This window comes from Sulfitobacter sp. EhC04 (genome assembly GCF_001650875.1).
GTDB lineage: Bacteria > Pseudomonadota > Alphaproteobacteria > Rhodobacterales > Rhodobacteraceae > Sulfitobacter.
The window spans coordinates 194,966-210,998 of record NZ_LXYI01000009.1 but is presented as its reverse complement, the minus strand read 5'-3'; the positions used below and the strand labels follow the sequence as shown (position 1 = coordinate 210,998).

The window sequence follows — 16,033 nt, the reverse complement described above, 5'->3', positions numbered from 1 at the left end:
TGATTCAGGTAAACTGGACGGTGCTCTAAAACACACCCGCCGGTGATTTTCCGCTCATCTTCGACCTTAGGGCCGCATTGCTGCGGCTGCGCATCATGGCGCGGTCGATGGCGCGGTCGAATGTCTTTTTCACCCGCTGGTTGCGGTTGGTATAGGGCGGGATCGGGTTGCCGATCGACACCCTGAGGTCCATTGGTGTGCCGTCGGTATAGACCGCCGAGCCGGAATCCAGCAGAGCGTGGGTCCGGTCCTCGATCTCGGGCCATTCCGGCGGCTCAACCCCCTGACTGATGGCCAGTATCATCCCTTTGCCTTCGTATGCCAGCAACAGGTTGGGATGATCGACCACTTCGACGATGGCGTCGACGATCTCGCCCAGGGCAATGGCATATTCCTGGCTGGTGCAATTGTTGTACAATGCTTCGATCTCTTCGATCCGCACCGCAAAGACACAGCATTGGTCCAGCGCCTGCCGCGAGAGTTGCGACAGGTAGTTGCCCAGCGAGAAGGGCAGGATCAGCTGCTCGTGATGGTTGAGCCGGACGGGACAGCCGATGCCGAAGGCATGGTTGCCCTTCTCCGCGTCGACGGCGGGCAAGAGGGGGTCGAGACGGGGCGCGCTTTCGGTGGTTTCCGACATGCGTTTCGCCACCCGGATCCGGGTTGTGATTTCTTTGACGTCAAAGGGCTTGGTGACATAGTCATTGGCCCCGGCGGCAAAGGCACTTTCGATCTTGATGCGGTCCCTGACCGAGGTCAGCATGAGGATCGGCGTTTCACGGTAGTCCGGCATGGTCCGGATCTTGCGGCACAGTTTGATCCCGTTCATGCCCGGCATCTCGATGTCGAGGATCAGGCAATCGAAGCGGGTGTCACTTTCCTCCAGCATGGTCAGGGCCTGGTCGGCGGACTGGGCGCAGGTGATATCGGGCATATCATCCTGACCAAATACGACGGTCAGAAGGTCAAGAACAACCGGATCATCATCAACAGCGAGAAGTCGCATATATCACCTTTTTATCTTGCCACGTGGGGCCTCAGCACCCGCAGTATTCAATGACTGCGCTTGCTATACCTAAACGGGAAAAGCGGGCGAAATTATGACGACAATGCAATTAAAGATTGTGCAAACGCGCCAATATAGGGGGAGTCTGGCGTTTACAGCGATAAATCGCTCATGATTTCTGCCTTGGGGTAGTCCAATTTGTCGCGGCTTCGCTTGACCCGGCCACCCTCCATCACGACAAAGGAGTCGCCAAGCCGATAGGCGAAATCGGCGTTCTGTTCGACCAGCACAATGGCCATCTGACCCTGTTCCCGCAAAAGCTCCAGCGCGTCGCCGATCTGTTGTATGATATTGGGCTGAATGCCCTCCGTCGGCTCGTCCAGCAGCAGCACCTTGGGGCGGGTGATCAGGGCGCGGGCGATGGCAAGTTGTTGTTGCTGCCCGCCCGACAGATCGCCGCCGCGCCGCGATTTCATGTCGCGCAGCACCGGGAACAGCTCAAACACATGATCGGGAATCACATGATCGGATTTCGGCAGACAGGCAAAGCCGGTTTGCAGGTTCTCCTGCACGCTCATCATGGGAAAGACTTCGCGGCCCTGCGGCACATAGGCGATGCCGGCCCGCGCCGCGCGCACGGCCGATGACAGGGGCAGGGTGGCACCGCCGACCTCGGCCCGGTCAGCGCGCGCGGGATGCCGCCCGGCAATGGCCTTGAGCAGACTGGTCTTGCCCACGCCATTGTTGCCCATGACGGCAGTGATATGCCCCACATATGCGGTCACCGAGACACCGAACAGGATCTGGCTTTGTCCGTATTTCAGGTCGAGATTCGCGATATCAAGCATGACCGCGCCCCAGATAGACGTCGATGACCGTCGGATCGGCAGTGACGTGATCAAGCCGTCCCTCGGCCAGCACGGCCCCTTCGTGTAATACCGTTACCTTGCAGTCCAGGCGGCGCACGAATTCCATGTCATGTTCCACCACGACCACCGCGCGGGTCTTTGCCGCCTCGCGCAAAATGTCAGTTGTCTTTTCGCGTTCTTCCGCCGTCATCCCGGCGGCGGGTTCATCCACCAGCATCAGGCGCGGTTCCTGCGCCAGCAGCATGCCGATCTCCAGCCATTGTTTCTGGCCATGGCTCAGCTCGCCCGCGACGCGGGTCAGGCTGTCGCTCAGGCCGATATCCTCGGCGATCTTTTCGATTCTCGCGCCATTGGCAGCGGTTTTCTTGTGCATCAGCACCGCAAAGGGCCCGCGCGGGTTCTTCAGCGCCATTGCAAGGTTCTGCCGCACCGTCTGATCCTCGAACACGGTGGGCTTCTGAAATTTGCGCCCGATGCCTTCCTTGGCGATCTCGCTTTCTGACATGCCAAGCAGGGAAATGTTGCGCTCGCCCCAGATCACCTCGCCCTTGTCCGGCCTGGTCTTGCCGGTGACGATGTCCATGAAGGTCGTCTTGCCCGCCCCGTTCGGCCCGATGATGGCGCGCAACTCGGCTGGGGCAAAGTTGATCGACAGGTTGTTGATCGCCCGGAACCCGTCAAAGGTGACGGTGACGCCGTTGACCTCAAGCAGCATGCTCATGATTGTTTCCTCACCAGATAATCGAACAGCCCGCCAATGCCCTTGGGAAAGAACAGTGTCACGGTCACAAAGCTGAGGCCCAGCAGCACCAGCCACCAGTTGGTCCATTGGATGGTATAGACCCAAAGGTTGATGTCCGGCGCACCGCCGCCGGTGAACCAGGACGACAAGAGCGATACAATGGCCGCCCCGATGACGGCACCGTAAAGCCGCCCGCGCCCGCCGATGGCGACCCAGACCGCCAGATAGATCGAGGCGATGGGCGCGATCTCTCCGGGGTTGATGATGCCCGCCTGCGGGTAATAAAGCGCCCCGGCGATGCCTGACACGATGGCTGTGATTGTAAAGATGAACAGCTTGTAGCTTTCGACGTGATAGCCCAGGAACCGCACCCGCGCCTCGTTATCGCGGATGCCCTTCACCACGCTGCCCATCTTGCCCGATACCACCCAGGCAAAGAACAGATAGGCTGCCCCAAGCGCAAAGGCGGAGACCAGGAAGAACACCAGCGATATGGCGGCCTGCGAGGTGTCCTCGAATCCGGGAATATTCTGCAACCCGGACAGCCCGTTGTTGCCGCGCAGCCCGCTGTCGTTCTGGAACAGGTACAGCGACAGCGCCAGCGTCATCGCCTGGGTCAGGATTGACAGGTAGACGCCGGTCACCCGGCTGCGGAAGGCCAGCCAGCCGAACACCAGCGCCAGCAGACCGGGAACAACGATGACCATCAGCAGTTGCAGGAACAGATTGTCCGCAAAGGCCCAGATCAGCGGAAACTCGGAACTGCCGACAACGCCAAAGATCTGGTTGCCGATGGTGTCCGAAATCTCTGCCGGGGTGGGGGGCAGGGGCTGGCCCGCGAGGCTGCCCATCACGATCCCTTCGGTGCGCGCGTACATCAGCCACATGCCGATGGCATAGCCGCCGATCCCGAAAAAGGCGAAATGCCCCAGGCTGAGGATGCCGCAATAGCCCCAGACCACATCCATCGCGATGGCGATCAGGCACAGGCACAGCGTCTTGCCCAATGTCTTTACAAAAGAAGTTGAGATCACGCCGATGCCGAAGCCTTCGGACAGGATGGTGACACCCAGCGTGAACAGCGCAAGCGCGCAAAGAAACCACAGGATGGACGGGTTCTGCGCGATGAAACTGCGTCTCATGGCGCGACCCCCCCAAGGCGGGGCGTCAGAAGAGCTGTTGCACCCGGCGCGACAGCATGAAGCCGTGCCCCTCTGCATTGCGGCAGGTCAGCCCGCTGCGTTCCGACTGGCAGGTAATCTCTGCGAAATGCCCGGTTTCGCCGTAGGGTGCCACATCCGTGTAGCTTGATTTGCGTGGTGCGGCCTGGCTGCATTCCATCTGCACCGGCCCATAGCGGTTCAGCGTGAAGGTATGCCCCCAATAGCCGTTGCACCAGCCGGGGCGCGGCAGAACCGGCCCCGACGACCGCTCTGCAATGGTGCAGCTGATGTCGCCGCCGTCCAGCGAGCCGTTGCAATAGATATTGCCTGACGGTGTTCTGAACCCGTAGCCGTCGGCCTGCGCCGATGTGGCCAGCAAAATGACTCCGAGGAATGCGGGAATAAGCTTCATCTGAAATTTCCGTCGTTGAATGGGATTGAACCCGCAGGATACCGCGATCATGCATCATGTGAAGCCTCAATCTGCTGCCGCCCGGCCCTTGAGGGCGACAATGCCCTTGGGACGGAACTGGATGAAAAGGATGATGAAAAGGATCATGTAGGTCTGCGCCGCCAGCGTGTTCGAAGGGTTCAGCCATTCGATGCCCTTTTGCAGGAAGCCGATCATCGACGCCCCGGCAAGCGTGCCCCAGACGTTCCCGACGCCGCCGACCACCACGGTCATGAAGCTTTGCACGATGTAATCGGCACCCATCTCGGAGGTGACTTTTGCGTAAAGCCCGATGGCCACGCCTGCGATTCCAGCGATGCCGGACCCCAGACCAAAGGTCAGCATGTTGATCCGGTCCGGGTTGATCCCCATGGAGGCCGCCATGCCGGGGTTCTGGGTCACCGCGCGGACCTCAAGCCCCAGGCGGGTACGGTTCAGCACCAGCAGGATCAGCGCCAGAAACATCAGCGCCAGCACAAAGATCGCGATGCGGATATAGCTGATGGCGATCACGTCATTGATCACCAGCGCCCCGTCCAGCCAGCCGGGCGAGGTCAGGGGCCGCGCCTGGGTGCCAAAGATGTTCTTGGCCAGTTGTTGCAGGGCAATGGAGATGCCGAAAGTCGCCAGCAGCGTCTCCAGCGGGCGATGATAAAGATGGCGGATCACCAGGCGTTCCATCGCCACGCCCGCGCCAAAGGTCAGGGCAAACGCCAGTGGCAGGGCGATGATGATCGACACGGTGTAGTCGGGCACGAACTGCTGCACGACAAAGCCGGTATAGGCCCCCATCATGATGAATTCGCCATGCGCCATGTTGATCACGCCCATCACGCCAAAGGTGATGGCCAGGCCGATGGCGGCAAGAAAGTAGATCGAGGCGAGCGAAAGCGCATCAAGGCCCAGGTCTGCGGCCTGACTGAACGACACCCGCGTCTCGATCCCGTTCAATACGGCACGGGCGGCGTCGGTGACGGCGGGGTCAGGTTCGGTATAGCTTTGGAAAAAGACGTGGTTCGCAATCGCCTCCGCCTCTTCTTGGGCGCTTACACGCGGCGGCACCGCGCCTTCGGCGGCCAGCGCGTCATAAGCGGCGGCGCGATCCGCATCATTGTCAAGCTGTGCAACGGCAGTGCCGCCGACCGTACCGTCGACGATGTTTGCGATCAGGGCGGCGCGGATATCACTGCGGGTCACAAGGGCGGGGGCCAGACCGGCCTCCGCGAGCCGCGCATAGGCTTGCGGCGCGGTCAGATCGGTGCTGGTTTTCAGGATGCGCGCGATATTGGCGTCGTTGGGCTGTTCCTTTGCCACGCCGTCCTGTGTGGCCAGAATGGTGTTCAGCACCGCACGCACATCGACGGACAGATCCCCCGACAGCGCCTCGATGGCTGCCACGCGCCCCTCGGTCGTTTCGGCAAAGAGCGCGCCCAACATCCCGGCCAGGCGGGATTTTACCCGTTTCAGCCGGGGGTCGCTCTCCGCCGCGATGGAGGCGGTCAGCGGTTCAAGCTGGCTGGCCTCCATGCTGCGGGCAATCGCCTCGACCGCCGCGCGGCGCTTGTCGATATCGGGATCGGACAGCTGGAATTGCACCAGCGCCTCGCTGATCGCGCGGCGCACGCCGCCGTTGGGGCGGGCCTCTGTCAACGTGGCACCTGCGGCGGGGCCTGCAACTATGGCGGTGTCCAGGTCGATCAGATCACCACCCTTGCGCCGAAAGAACAGCCCGTCGCCCGCGCGCTGCACGATCTCGCGGTCGCGCCAGGCCTCAAGAAAGGGGACCGCCTGCGGCAGGCCGCTGGCCACCAGATCAACCAAAACCACATCGACGCTGCGCCGACCGGGCTTGAGAACCTCTTCGGCATGGCTTTGCAGGATCGGTTGCAGGCTTTGCGCGCTGACGACAACGGGAAAGGTCAGGCAAAGCGCCAGGGCCAGGAAAAACGGGCGAAGCATCAGGGGAAGCCAATCATTCAATCAGGAAAGTCGGCGCGAGGGGGAACCCCGCGCCGCGCTGGTTCAGTAGTTGGATGTCAGCTGTACGCAGGACTTGGTCTCGGTGTTGTACATGCCGCAGCCCAGGTCCTTCCAATCCGATGTCAGCACAGCGGATTCCGGCAGGAAGTCGGTCCAGGCGTCGCCCGGCACTTCGCTGGTCTGGCTGACGATATCGAACTGGCCTTCGGCGGTGATTTCACCAATCAGCACCGGCTTGGCAAGGTGATGGTTCGGCAGCATCACGGCTGTGCCGCCGGTCAGGTTTGGAAATTCCTGCCCGTACATCGCGCTGCGCACCGCATCCACCTCCGTGCTGCCTGCCGCTTCAACCGCGTTCACCCACATGTTGAACCCGATGTAATGCGCTTCCATCGGGTCGTTGGTCACGCGGTCTTCGCCCATCTTGGCTTTCCATGCGGCAACCCAGGCATCGTTGGCTTCGGATTCTGCCGACTGGAAATAATTCCAGGCCGCCAGATGCCCGACAAGGTTGGAGGTATCGAGGCCTGACAGTTCTTCCTCACCGACGGAGAATGCCACCACGGGGATGTCATCGGCAGAGATGCCCGCCGCCGCCAGTTCCTTGTAAAAGCCGATGTTGGCGTCGCCGTTGATGGTGGAGATCACGCCAACCTGTTTGCCGTCCGCACCCAGTGCCACCACATCGGCCACAATGGTCGCCCAGTCGGAATGACCAAAGGGTGTGTAGTTTACAAAGATGTCCTCCTGCGCGATCCCCTTGGACTTCAGATAGCTTTCAAGGATGTTGTTCGTGGTGCGCGGATAGACATAGTCGGTGCCCAGCAGCGCGAATTTCTCGACGCCCAGTTCCTCAAGGAAATAGTCGGTCGCGGGGATCGCCTGCTGGTTCGGCGCGGCCCCAGTGTAGAACACGTTCTTCGAGCTTTCCTCACCTTCGTATTGCACCGGATAGAACAGCAAGCCGTTCAGTTCCTCGATCACCGGCAGTACGGACTTGCGGGAAACGCTTGTCCAGTTGCCAAAGATCACATCGACATCATGCACTGTCAGCAGTTCACGCGCCTTTTCGGCGAAGAGCGGCCAGTCGGAGGCCGGATCGACCACAACCGCCTCGATCTGGCAGCCCAGAACGCCACCCTTGGCATTCTGTTCCTCGATCAGCAGCAGCATCGTGTCTTTCAACGTGGTTTCGGAAATCGCCATTGTCCCGGAAAGGGAGTGCAACACGCCGACCTTCACAGGGTCGGCACATTCGGCGGCAGCCATAACGGCGGAGCCCATCAAGGCGCCGGTCACAAGAGCAGAGGTTTTCAGTTTCATTTATCAAACATCCCGGTTGTCGCTGCGGACGATCGGAATACCGCGAACGGCACTTCCCAACCGGTGGCTGACCCGTGTAGTCAGACCCCGCAACTGTTGTTGTAGTCGCGTGGGGGAAGTATCTGCCAAGATGGCCCCCGCGCGGCGCTGTTGCCCGGATTGGGCAGCGCTACTAGGCGGGATGCCTCCGGGGATTCACTAGAATTTGCAGCCGATTTAGGGGGACAGCAGGGCAATCTGCATAATTGTTGCCCGCGCAGGGGGCGCTTTGCACAAATTTTCGCCGGTTGCGGAATCTGTGATGTGGATGCGGCGCGCCTCCCCGAAGGGTCAGAGGCTCGGGAAACGGCATGGCCGCCCCGAGATTCTGCTGTTCGGCATGTTCAGAAAATGAAATCCGTCGCGTCCAGATCACCCAGATTGACGTTCAGCAAGGTAATCGTATTGCCCCCGCCTGCGTCGATCAGCACGTTCGAGCCGACCTGATTGGTGTGATTGTTCAGTAGATCGCTGAGGTTGGTGATAGAGGCGACCCGGCTGAGGTCGATCCGTTCGAACACATTGGTGGCGGCGAAATCGGCAATCGTGTCCTGTCCGAAACCGCCCCCGAAGTCCGCGAAGATAAAGACATCGGCGTTGAACAGGCCCCAGAGTTCGTCGTTTCCGGTGCTGCCGACGATGGTGTCGAAACCTGCACCGGCATAGATGGTGTCATTGTCGGCACCGCCGTCAATCATGTCATTGCCGGAGCCGCCAAAGAAGCGGTCGTTGCCAGCCTGACCAAACAGCGTGTCATTGCCTGCTTCGCCGAACACCCCGTCCCCGGCGCTGCCGCCATAGGCCAGGTCATTGCCGTTGCCGCCAAACAACCTGTCGAAACCGGCACCGCCCAACAGCGTATCATTGCCATTCTCACCGAACAGGTTGTCCGCCTGTGCGCCGCCGTCGATCAGGTCATCGCCCGCGCCGCCCGACAGGCTGTCAAAGCCGCTGCCGCCGAGGATGGTATCGTTGCCAAGACCCCCAACTGCCGTGTCGTTGCCGGCGTCGCCAGCGATCAGGTCGTTGTCATCGCCGCCGTTCAGAAAATCCGCCCCGTCCGCGCCGATCAGGGTGTCATTGCCGGCCTGGCCAAGCAGGGTGTCGGCGCCATCGCCGCCGATCATGTGGTCGTTGCCGGCGCCGCCGTCCATGCTGTCTGCACCGTCATCGCCGCGCAGGACATCCTGCCCGCTGCCGCCCAGGATCGTATCCGTCCCTTCGCCGCCAAAGATGGTGTCGTTCCCGGCATTTCCTTCCAGGCGCTGGTCCGTGTTGTTCCCGCCGATCAGGTCACTGCCTGTTCCTGCCAGGACAATTTCAAAGTTGGCGGCTGTCCCCGTCGCGCTGCCATTAGCATTCCGGAAGGTGCCGATTTCCGTATTCAGGCGATAGTCTGCGGTAAAACCGGAAAAGTTGAAGGTGTCGATGCCCTCACCGCCGTCATAGACTTCACCGCTCACCAGTTCGCCGACGCGCGCCAGGATCGTGTCATTGCCGCCATTGCCGAACAAACTGTAGACCGCATTGACGTTGTCGCCTGCGACCAGGGAATCGTTGCCGCTCCCGGCGGACGCCTCTTCGATGCTGGTCAACGTGGTCGCAAAACCACCGTTAATGGTAGAAAATACGCCGTTCAGCAGATCGGCGATATATGAGACCGATTGATTTGTGAAATCGAACCTGTCGGTGCCCGCACCGCCATCGAAAATCTCCCCGCCAGCAACTCCGGATCCCGCCGTGGCAAGCGTGTCATTGCCCAGCCCGCCATGAAGCGTGGATTGCACGCCGGTCTGCTCGCGTATGAAGTCATTGCCACTCCCGGCAAAGATTTCTTCAAAGCCCGAAATCGTCGCGGTGAAACTGCCTGTGTTGAAGCTTCCGGCGTTCATGTCGATGACAAAATCCGTGGTCAGATTGGAGAAATCCAGAACATCCGTGCCGCTGCCGCCGATGTATTCTTCGCCATTAAAGATCCCGGCGCTTCCCGGCGAGATGGTGTCATTGCCAGCACCACCGTCCAGATTGTACGCCACTGCGTCGGTGCCGCCGATCATGATGTCATTGCCGTTGCCGCCAATGCCTTCTTCGAAATTCAACATGGTTCCGACAAAGTTGCCATCCGTGGTGGCAATGACTTCGTTTGAGAAATCAAACAGATAGTTGTTGTTCAGCGACGAGCCATCAATCGTGTCCTGCCCGCCAAGTCCATCAAAAACGTCGCCGTTGAACAGGTTGTTGAAGTCAAACAGGTCGTTGCCGGAAGTTCCTGTGTAGTCGGGCATTGAGTTAGTCCTTTCATCTTGAAATCACTGAAGCCCGCGCTGTCTGGCCGGGCCGATGAGGATCGAAACTGACAGTTCAGAAAAATCGAAGGATCGAAAATAGCAGAGTATATTCAGCGCAATGTAACAGACATTCAGGATATCGACAAATTGGATGAAACGGGGAGGGGTAGCGCGGCTCACGCGCCCCGGCTCGAGCCGCGTCAGATCGGCGAAAGGTGACGATGACAGCGCGCACGGCCAGAAGAGCATGACCTGAAATGAAAAAGACCGCCAACTGGCGGTCTGTTTCAAAAGGTCCCATTGGAGCGGGCGAGGCGATTCGAACGCCCGACCCTAACCTTGGCAAGGTTATGCTCTACCCCTGAGCTACGCCCGCATCCTTGGGTGAGGGGGAGATACCCATCCCTGCCGCGCGCCGCAAGGGGGAAAAGGCGGTTTGAGGCGAAATTTTTTCGATCTCTCCCACCGTGGTCCAGAACAGCGCATGTCCGATCAGGCCAAGAGCGCGCTGCAGGATCATGGCCGATGTGATCACCTTGCCGATCTGTTGCAGGATCAACTTTTTCAGGGCGGAGGAAAAGCCCGCCGCAAGCAGGATGCGTCCCGTCAGCAGCGATGCGCCCTGCAGGCGCGGCGCGATCCCCGGCGCAGCGTTCAGGTCGCTGACACACAAGAGCAGCAGACCGCGCAGCGGTGCAGGATCACCCGCGCGCTCAGGATCAGGAACAACAGCGCGATCAGCGCCGTAAGAGCGACATCACGGGTACTTGCGCGCAGCCCGTGCAGTGGCCAGCGCGCCGCCGTTTTTCTTGGTCTGGGCGGTCGCGGTCCATTCATAGGTATGGCGGCCGCTGGGCGGGCAGGGGCTTTTGTACTTGAAGGCACCGGGCGCAATGACCTTCTGACCGTTATAGGCCACCACCCCGCCGCCGTGGTTGTAATTGGGCACGTCGCGGTCGGTCAGTTTGAACCGGATGAACTTCGTGCCGGCAGGGACGCCATTGACCTGAAATGCGGGATTGTTGACGGTATTGGGCCGCCCGTTGGTGCAGGATTTCAGCCCGGACCAGTCAAAGCCGACGTCAAAAGCAAGGGCAGGGCCTGCGGCAAGAACGCAGGTCACAGCGAGAAATATCTTTTTCATAAGCAAACCTCGAATGTTGTCTTGTCAGATTTCACGCGAGCGGCGCTTCTGTCAATCGCACCAAATGCAAAAGGCCCCGACGGATGTCGGGGCCTTGTGATGTTTTTCGCAGCCTTAGTGGCCGTGCTTGATGTCCCAGTCTTCCTGTTTCGGAAGCTGCTCGAACGTGTGTTCGGGCGGCGGGCTGGGCAGGGTCCATTCCAGCGTATCGGCGTATTCGTTCCAGGGGTTGTTCGCCGTCACCTTCGCACCGCGTGTCAGCGAATAGGCGATGATTCCGAAGAAGAACAGGAACGATGCAAAGCTCAGGAATGCGCCCATCGAGGACCAGTGGTTCCAGTAGGCGAATGCCTCGGGATAGTCGATGTAGCGGCGCGGCATGCCCTGACGGCCCAGGAAGTGCTGCGGGAAGAACGTCAGGTTGGCCCCGATGAACATCGCCCAGAAGTGCAGCTTGCCAGCCCATTCGGGATACATGCGTCCGGTCATCTTGGGGAAGTAGAAGTAGACCCCCGCAAAGATCGCGAACACGGCACCAAGGCTCATCACATAGTGGAAGTGCGCCACGACATAGTATGTATCGTGGTAGTAGCGGTCCACGGCAGCCTGTGACAGCACGATGCCGGTCACGCCGCCCACGGTGAAGAGGAACAGAAAGCCAAATGCCCAGAGCATCGGTGTCTTGAACTCGATGGAGCCGCCCCACATTGTGGCGATCCAGCTGAACACCTTGACCCCAGTGGGCACCGCGATGACCATGGTGGCCAGCATGAAATAGGCCTGCTGGTTCAGGGTCATGCCCACGGTGTACATGTGGTGCGCCCAAACGACAAAACCCAACGCGCCGATGGCAATGATCGCCCAAACCATCGGCAGGTAGCCGAAGATCGGTTTGCGGCTGAACGTGGCGATGACGTGGCTGATGATGCCGAAACCGGGCAGGATGATGATGTAGACTTCCGGGTGGCCGAAGAACCACAGGATGTGCTGGTACAGGACCGGGTCGCCGCCGCCGGCAGGATCAAAGAAGGCAAAGCCAAAGTTGCGGTCCATCAGCAGCATGGTGATCGCACCGGCCAGAACGGGCAGGGCCAGCAGGATCAACCAGGCGGTGACAAAGATCGACCAGGAGAACAGCGGCACCTTGAACAGGGTCATGCCGGGGGCACGCATGTTCAGGAAGGTGGTGATCATGTTGATCGCACCCAGGATCGAGGAGGCGCCGGAGACGTGAACCGCGAAGATCGCAAGGTCCATCGACATGCCGCCTTCTTTCACCGAAAGCGGCGGATACAGCACCCAGCCAACGCCGGCACCGGCCTGGCCGTTGCCGCCCGGTGCCAATACGGAACAGACCGCAAGGGTTGTCCCGGCGACATAGAGCCAGAAGGAAAGGTTGTTCAGCCGCGGGAACGCCATGTCCGGCGCGCCGATCTGCAAAGGCATGAAATAGTTGCCAAAACCGCCAAACAGGGCGGGAATGACGACAAAGAACATCATCAGGATGCCGTGGCCGGTGATCAACACGTTCCACAAATGCCCGTTTGGCGTACAGGTGGCTGCGGAATCGGCGAACATCCGTGCGCCTTCCATGCACATGTACTGAACGCCGGGGTTCATCAGCTCAAGCCGCATGTAGACGGTGAAGCCTACCGAGACGAAACCCGCAAGCGCGGAGACGACAAGGTACAGAATACCGATGTCTTTGTGGTTGGTGGACATGAACCAGCGGGTGAAGAAACCGCGCTCGTCGTGGTGGTCATGGCCTTGAATGGCTGCGTCTGCCATGCGGTGCCTCCTGAAACTTGAACTCATGGGTCACACCACGCCTGTTGGCTGTCACGCGGTGCGGATTGAGAGCCGTTCTAAAGCGGCTTGGCGCAGGGGGCAATGGGCGAGGTGTCGCAGGGCGGGGTTATTTTGCGGCTGCGGCGCGGTTTTTGCACATGATATTGGACCTCGGGTGATCTGGACCCTTGCGTCCTCAATTGGCGCAAATGGAAAACCGGAACTTCGCGCAGATCGCCGCCAGCGACCGGAACGCATCCTTCTTGAACCTCGGATGCGAATCGCAAGTCGGGCCAGCGCCTGCCCGGGGTGGGCGATACTGACCTTGGCTCATGCCACTTTATTTCTCAGCCATGATGAATCCTATCGAGGGAGTGCCCAGCCTCACCAAATCGCCTACCCGAGGGGCGGGCAGGCGATGGCCCGGCGCCTGCGGCTTGTTCCGGGCCTGGAGGATCTGCGGCTGCGGCGCGGTTTTTTCGAAGCGGGCGGGGAAGGTCGGAGGGTTCCGGGCTTTCGCTCAGGCGGTTACAGCGGGCAGGGGGCCGAACACCTGATCGAAGGCCGCGTGCAGCGCCACGTCAACGTCGGCCATGCTGACCGGCAGGCCAAGGTCCACCAGTGACGTAACCCCGTGGTCACTGATCCCGCAGGGGACAATGCCGGAAAAATGATCCAGCTCCGGCTCCACATTGATGCTGATGCCGTGAAAGCTGATCCATTTGCGCAAGCGGATGCCGATGGCGGCGATCTTGTCCTCGGCCGGGGTGCCGTCGGGCTGGGGCAGCTTTTCGGGGCGCTGCACCCAGACGCCGACGCGGCCCGCGCGGATTTCGCCGGTGACATTGAACTGCTCCAGCGTGGCGATCACCCAATCCTCCAACTGGCGGACAAAGCAGCGCACGTCGCGTCCGCGCGCAGCAACGTCCAGCATCACATAGGCAACGCGCTGGCCCGGCCCGTGGTAGGTGTATTGCCCGCCCCGCTTGGTGTCATAGACCGCAAAGCGGCCCGGATCGGTCAGATCCTCCGCCCGTGCGGATGTGCCGGCGGTGTAGAGCGGCGGGTGTTCGACCAGCCAGATGCATTCATCTGCCTCGCCTGCGCTGATCGCGGCCACGCGCGCCTCCATCCACGCCTCGGCGGCGCGGTAGTCGGTCAATCCGTCCGTGACGATCCATTCCACCATGGCGGATGTTTAGGCGCGATTGGCAGGCGCGACAAGATCATCCGTGCCGGGACTGAACCGGTACGCCCGCGTCAGGGCGGTTGAAATGCGGCAGGGAAAGACATATAATAATTTTTGAATGTTTTATCATGCTCGCGCGCCGCGATGTGCCCGGCGGGCGCTGAGCCTTGGAAAGGGAACCCGACCATGACATTGAACAAGGGCAACCTTGACCCTGCTGCCATTGGTCCGGCGCGGAGGGCGCGGTGATGGAGACCGCTTTCACACCATTTCAATCCCTTGCAGGCGGCGCGCTGATCGGCGTGGCTTCCGTTCTGCTGATGGGGCTGATGGGCCGGATCATGGGCGCAACCGGCGTTCTGGCCGGTCTGCTGATGCCTGCGAACCTTGCGGACTGGTCGTGGCGTGCGGCTGTCGTGGCGGGGATGGTCAGCGGGCCCATTGCCGTGATGCTGGTCACGGGTGAATTCCCGCAGGTGCAGGTTCCGGTCTCCAGCACGATGCTGGTCATCGGCGGGTTGATCGTCGGGGTTGGCGTGACCTTCGGGGCGGGCTGCACCTCGGGCCATGGGGTCTGCGGGATGGCGCGGCTGTCGCCCCGCTCCATCGCGGCCACGCTGACCTTCATGCTGGCCACTGGCGTCACGGTCTATGTGCTGCGCCATGTGATGGGGGGCTGAGCCATGCGTATCGTCATCTGCTATCTGATCGGCCTTGTCTTTGGTGTCGGCATCTCGATCTCGGGCATGGCCAACCCGGCCAAGGTTCTGAATTTCTTCGATGTCGCGGGCAGCTGGGACCCCAGCCTTGCCTTTGTCATGGGCGGCGCGCTGATTGTCACCTTCATCGGCTACCGGGTGGTGCTGAAACGCCCTGCGCCGCAGTTTGACAGCCGCTTTGACCTGCCGACAAGCAAAGATTTCGACCTGCCCCTGATCGCGGGCTCCGCAACCTTTGGCATTGGCTGGGGCATTGCCGGTTTCTGCCCCGGCGGCGCGCTGCCCGCATTGGGCACAGGGCAGGCCGAGGTTGTGATCTTTGTTGCCGCGTTGATTGGCGGTATCGTGATTGCACGGCTCATGCAGACGGCCCTGCGACGCAGGTCCGATGTTGCAGCTTAACGGAGGAAATCCAATGACCTACCCCGTGGACATGTCCGTCAAACCCGAAGTCTCGGCGCATTTTGACGAGGCGACAAACACCATCAGCTATATCGTGCGTGACCCGGCAAGCGTGCATTGCGCGATCATCGACAGCGTGATGGACATCGACTATGCCGCTGGCCGCATCACCTATGACCATGCCGATGCCCTGATCACCGAGATCGAGGGCAAGGGCCTGAAACTGGACTGGATCATCGAAACCCATGTCCATGCGGACCACCTGAGCGCCGCGCCCTATATCCAGCAAAGGCTGGGGGGCAAGATCGGTGTCGGGGAAAAGATCATGGTGGTGCAGGAAACCTTCGGCAAGATCTTCAACGAAGGCACCGAGTTTCAGCGCGACGGCTCGCAGTTCGATGCGCTGTTCAGGGATGGCGACACCTACAATGTGGGCGAGATGACCTGCTTTGCCATCTACACGCCCGGACATACTCCGGCCTGCATGGTGCATGTGATGGGCGATGCGGCCTTTGCGGGGGATACGCTGTTCATGCCCGATGGCGGTTCGGCACGGGCGGATTTTCCCGGCGGTGATGCGGGCCAGCTTTTCGACAGCATCCAGAAGGTGCTGTCACTGCCCGACGAGATGCGCCTGTTCATGTGTCACGACTATGGCCCCAACGGGCGCGCAATCCAGTGGGAAACCACGGTAGCGGCGCAGAAGGCGGACAACATCCATGTCGGAGGTGGCAAGACCCGCGAGGATTTCATCAAGTTCAGGACAGAACGGGACGCGCAACTGGCGGTGCCAAAGCTGATCATCCCGTCGCTTCAGGTGAACATGCGGGCCGGTGAATTGCCCCGTGACAAGGATGGCAACCTGATGCTCAAGGTGCCCGTGAACGGCATCTGAGGCAGCACCGCCGGGCGTTTTCGCGCGCGCCGGGG

Annotated in this window: 16 protein-coding genes and 1 tRNA gene; 3 read left to right on the top strand and 14 right to left on the bottom strand. The window is 60.7% G+C overall.

Going from position 1 to position 16,033, the window contains the following annotated elements:
• Nucleotides 1–25 precede the first annotated feature (25 nt).
• From A8B82_RS05295 to lipB, 14 genes are all read right to left on the bottom strand, one after another.
• Nucleotides 26–1,006: a response regulator gene (locus tag A8B82_RS05295; RefSeq protein WP_067289131.1), complete on the bottom strand. Its 981-nt coding sequence runs from the start codon at nucleotides 1,004–1,006 to the stop codon at nucleotides 26–28.
• A gap of 152 nt (nucleotides 1,007–1,158) precedes the next feature.
• On the bottom strand, nucleotides 1,159–1,854 hold the full coding sequence (gene urtE / locus A8B82_RS05290) for an urea ABC transporter ATP-binding subunit UrtE (RefSeq protein ID WP_067289129.1): 696 nt from the start codon (nucleotides 1,852–1,854) through the stop codon (nucleotides 1,159–1,161).
• Complete coding sequence (gene urtD, locus A8B82_RS05285; RefSeq protein ID WP_067289126.1) at nucleotides 1,847–2,596, bottom strand: urea ABC transporter ATP-binding protein UrtD; 750 nt, start codon at nucleotides 2,594–2,596, stop codon at nucleotides 1,847–1,849. Before urtD ends, urtE begins: the two co-directional genes overlap by 8 nt.
• Nucleotides 2,593–3,759, bottom strand: a complete 1,167-nt coding sequence (urtC, locus tag A8B82_RS05280; protein ID WP_067289124.1) for an urea ABC transporter permease subunit UrtC — start codon at nucleotides 3,757–3,759, stop codon at nucleotides 2,593–2,595. Before urtC ends, urtD begins: the two co-directional genes overlap by 4 nt.
• A 25-nt stretch (nucleotides 3,760–3,784) precedes the next feature.
• Nucleotides 3,785–4,192 (bottom strand): DUF6636 domain-containing protein, encoded by a 408-nt coding sequence (locus A8B82_RS05275; RefSeq protein WP_067289123.1) that lies wholly within the window; start codon nucleotides 4,190–4,192, stop codon nucleotides 3,785–3,787.
• 66 nt (nucleotides 4,193–4,258) lie between these two features.
• Entirely contained in the window at nucleotides 4,259–6,190 is a 1,932-nt protein-coding gene (gene urtB, locus A8B82_RS05270) for an urea ABC transporter permease subunit UrtB (RefSeq protein WP_067289121.1), read from the bottom strand.
• A 63-nt stretch (nucleotides 6,191–6,253) separates the two neighbouring features.
• Nucleotides 6,254–7,534: an urea ABC transporter substrate-binding protein gene (urtA, locus tag A8B82_RS05265; RefSeq protein ID WP_067289118.1), complete on the bottom strand. Its 1,281-nt coding sequence runs from the start codon at nucleotides 7,532–7,534 to the stop codon at nucleotides 6,254–6,256.
• 383 nt (nucleotides 7,535–7,917) lie between these two features.
• The gene (locus A8B82_RS05260) at nucleotides 7,918–9,858 is read right to left on the bottom strand and encodes a calcium-binding protein (RefSeq protein WP_067289115.1); all 1,941 of its coding nucleotides are present in this window, start codon (nucleotides 9,856–9,858) and stop codon (nucleotides 7,918–7,920) included.
• Between the two features lie 24 nt (nucleotides 9,859–9,882).
• Nucleotides 9,883–10,152 carry a hypothetical protein gene (locus tag A8B82_RS05255; protein ID WP_067289113.1) on the bottom strand — a complete coding sequence of 90 codons (270 nt, stop codon included), beginning with the start codon at nucleotides 10,150–10,152 and terminating at the stop codon, nucleotides 9,883–9,885.
• 10 nt (nucleotides 10,153–10,162) lie between these two features.
• Nucleotides 10,163–10,237: transfer RNA gene (locus A8B82_RS05250), tRNA-Gly, on the bottom strand.
• The gene (locus A8B82_RS23460) at nucleotides 10,217–10,534 is read right to left on the bottom strand and encodes a hypothetical protein (protein ID WP_082899151.1); all 318 of its coding nucleotides are present in this window, start codon (nucleotides 10,532–10,534) and stop codon (nucleotides 10,217–10,219) included. The genes A8B82_RS05250 and A8B82_RS23460 overlap by 21 nt, the downstream gene beginning before the upstream one ends.
• 84 nt (nucleotides 10,535–10,618) lie before the next feature.
• Nucleotides 10,619–11,005, bottom strand: coding sequence for a YbhB/YbcL family Raf kinase inhibitor-like protein (locus A8B82_RS23455; protein ID WP_082899150.1), 387 nt, complete (start codon nucleotides 11,003–11,005; stop codon nucleotides 10,619–10,621).
• Between the two features lie 114 nt (nucleotides 11,006–11,119).
• Nucleotides 11,120–12,793: a cytochrome c oxidase subunit I gene (gene ctaD, locus A8B82_RS05235; RefSeq protein WP_067289110.1), complete on the bottom strand. Its 1,674-nt coding sequence runs from the start codon at nucleotides 12,791–12,793 to the stop codon at nucleotides 11,120–11,122.
• Nucleotides 12,794–13,313: 520 nt separating this feature from the next.
• Nucleotides 13,314–13,982 carry a lipoyl(octanoyl) transferase LipB gene (gene lipB / locus A8B82_RS05230; protein ID WP_067289109.1) on the bottom strand — a complete coding sequence of 223 codons (669 nt, stop codon included), beginning with the start codon at nucleotides 13,980–13,982 and terminating at the stop codon, nucleotides 13,314–13,316.
• Nucleotides 13,983–14,230: 248 nt separating this feature from the next.
• Between lipB and A8B82_RS05225 the strand changes: the two genes are divergently transcribed.
• Genes A8B82_RS05225 through A8B82_RS05215 form a run of 3 tightly spaced genes read left to right on the top strand, consistent with a single transcriptional unit; the run spans nucleotide 14,231 to nucleotide 15,998 of the window.
• Complete coding sequence (locus tag A8B82_RS05225) at nucleotides 14,231–14,662, top strand: YeeE/YedE family protein (RefSeq protein ID WP_067289107.1); 432 nt, start codon at nucleotides 14,231–14,233, stop codon at nucleotides 14,660–14,662.
• Between the two features lie 3 nt (nucleotides 14,663–14,665).
• Complete coding sequence (locus tag A8B82_RS05220) at nucleotides 14,666–15,103, top strand: YeeE/YedE family protein (RefSeq protein WP_067289105.1); 438 nt, start codon at nucleotides 14,666–14,668, stop codon at nucleotides 15,101–15,103.
• Nucleotides 15,104–15,116: 13 nt separating this feature from the next.
• The gene (locus A8B82_RS05215; RefSeq protein WP_067289103.1) at nucleotides 15,117–15,998 is read left to right on the top strand and encodes an MBL fold metallo-hydrolase; all 882 of its coding nucleotides are present in this window, start codon (nucleotides 15,117–15,119) and stop codon (nucleotides 15,996–15,998) included.
• Nucleotides 15,999–16,033 lie beyond the last annotated feature (35 nt).

Coding starts and splice junctions, on each gene's coding strand:
- A8B82_RS05215 (WP_067289103.1), top strand. CDS start 15,117: ATGACCTACCCCGTGGACATGTCCGTCAAACCCGAAGTCTCGGCGCAT.
- urtA (WP_067289118.1), bottom strand. CDS start 7,534: ATGAAACTGAAAACCTCTGCTCTTGTGACCGGCGCCTTGATGGGCTCC.
- urtC (WP_067289124.1), bottom strand. CDS start 3,759: ATGAGACGCAGTTTCATCGCGCAGAACCCGTCCATCCTGTGGTTTCTT.
- A8B82_RS05295 (WP_067289131.1), bottom strand. CDS start 1,006: ATGCGACTTCTCGCTGTTGATGATGATCCGGTTGTTCTTGACCTTCTG.
- A8B82_RS05220 (WP_067289105.1), top strand. CDS start 14,666: ATGCGTATCGTCATCTGCTATCTGATCGGCCTTGTCTTTGGTGTCGGC.
- urtB (WP_067289121.1), bottom strand. CDS start 6,190: ATGCTTCGCCCGTTTTTCCTGGCCCTGGCGCTTTGCCTGACCTTTCCC.
- A8B82_RS05260 (WP_067289115.1), bottom strand. CDS start 9,858: ATGCCCGACTACACAGGAACTTCCGGCAACGACCTGTTTGACTTCAAC.
- A8B82_RS05225 (WP_067289107.1), top strand. CDS start 14,231: ATGGAGACCGCTTTCACACCATTTCAATCCCTTGCAGGCGGCGCGCTG.
- urtD (WP_067289126.1), bottom strand. CDS start 2,596: ATGAGCATGCTGCTTGAGGTCAACGGCGTCACCGTCACCTTTGACGGG.
- urtE (WP_067289129.1), bottom strand. CDS start 1,854: ATGCTTGATATCGCGAATCTCGACCTGAAATACGGACAAAGCCAGATC.
- A8B82_RS23455 (WP_082899150.1), bottom strand. CDS start 11,005: ATGAAAAAGATATTTCTCGCTGTGACCTGCGTTCTTGCCGCAGGCCCT.
- A8B82_RS05275 (WP_067289123.1), bottom strand. CDS start 4,192: ATGAAGCTTATTCCCGCATTCCTCGGAGTCATTTTGCTGGCCACATCG.
- ctaD (WP_067289110.1), bottom strand. CDS start 12,793: ATGGCAGACGCAGCCATTCAAGGCCATGACCACCACGACGAGCGCGGT.
- lipB (WP_067289109.1), bottom strand. CDS start 13,982: ATGGTGGAATGGATCGTCACGGACGGATTGACCGACTACCGCGCCGCC.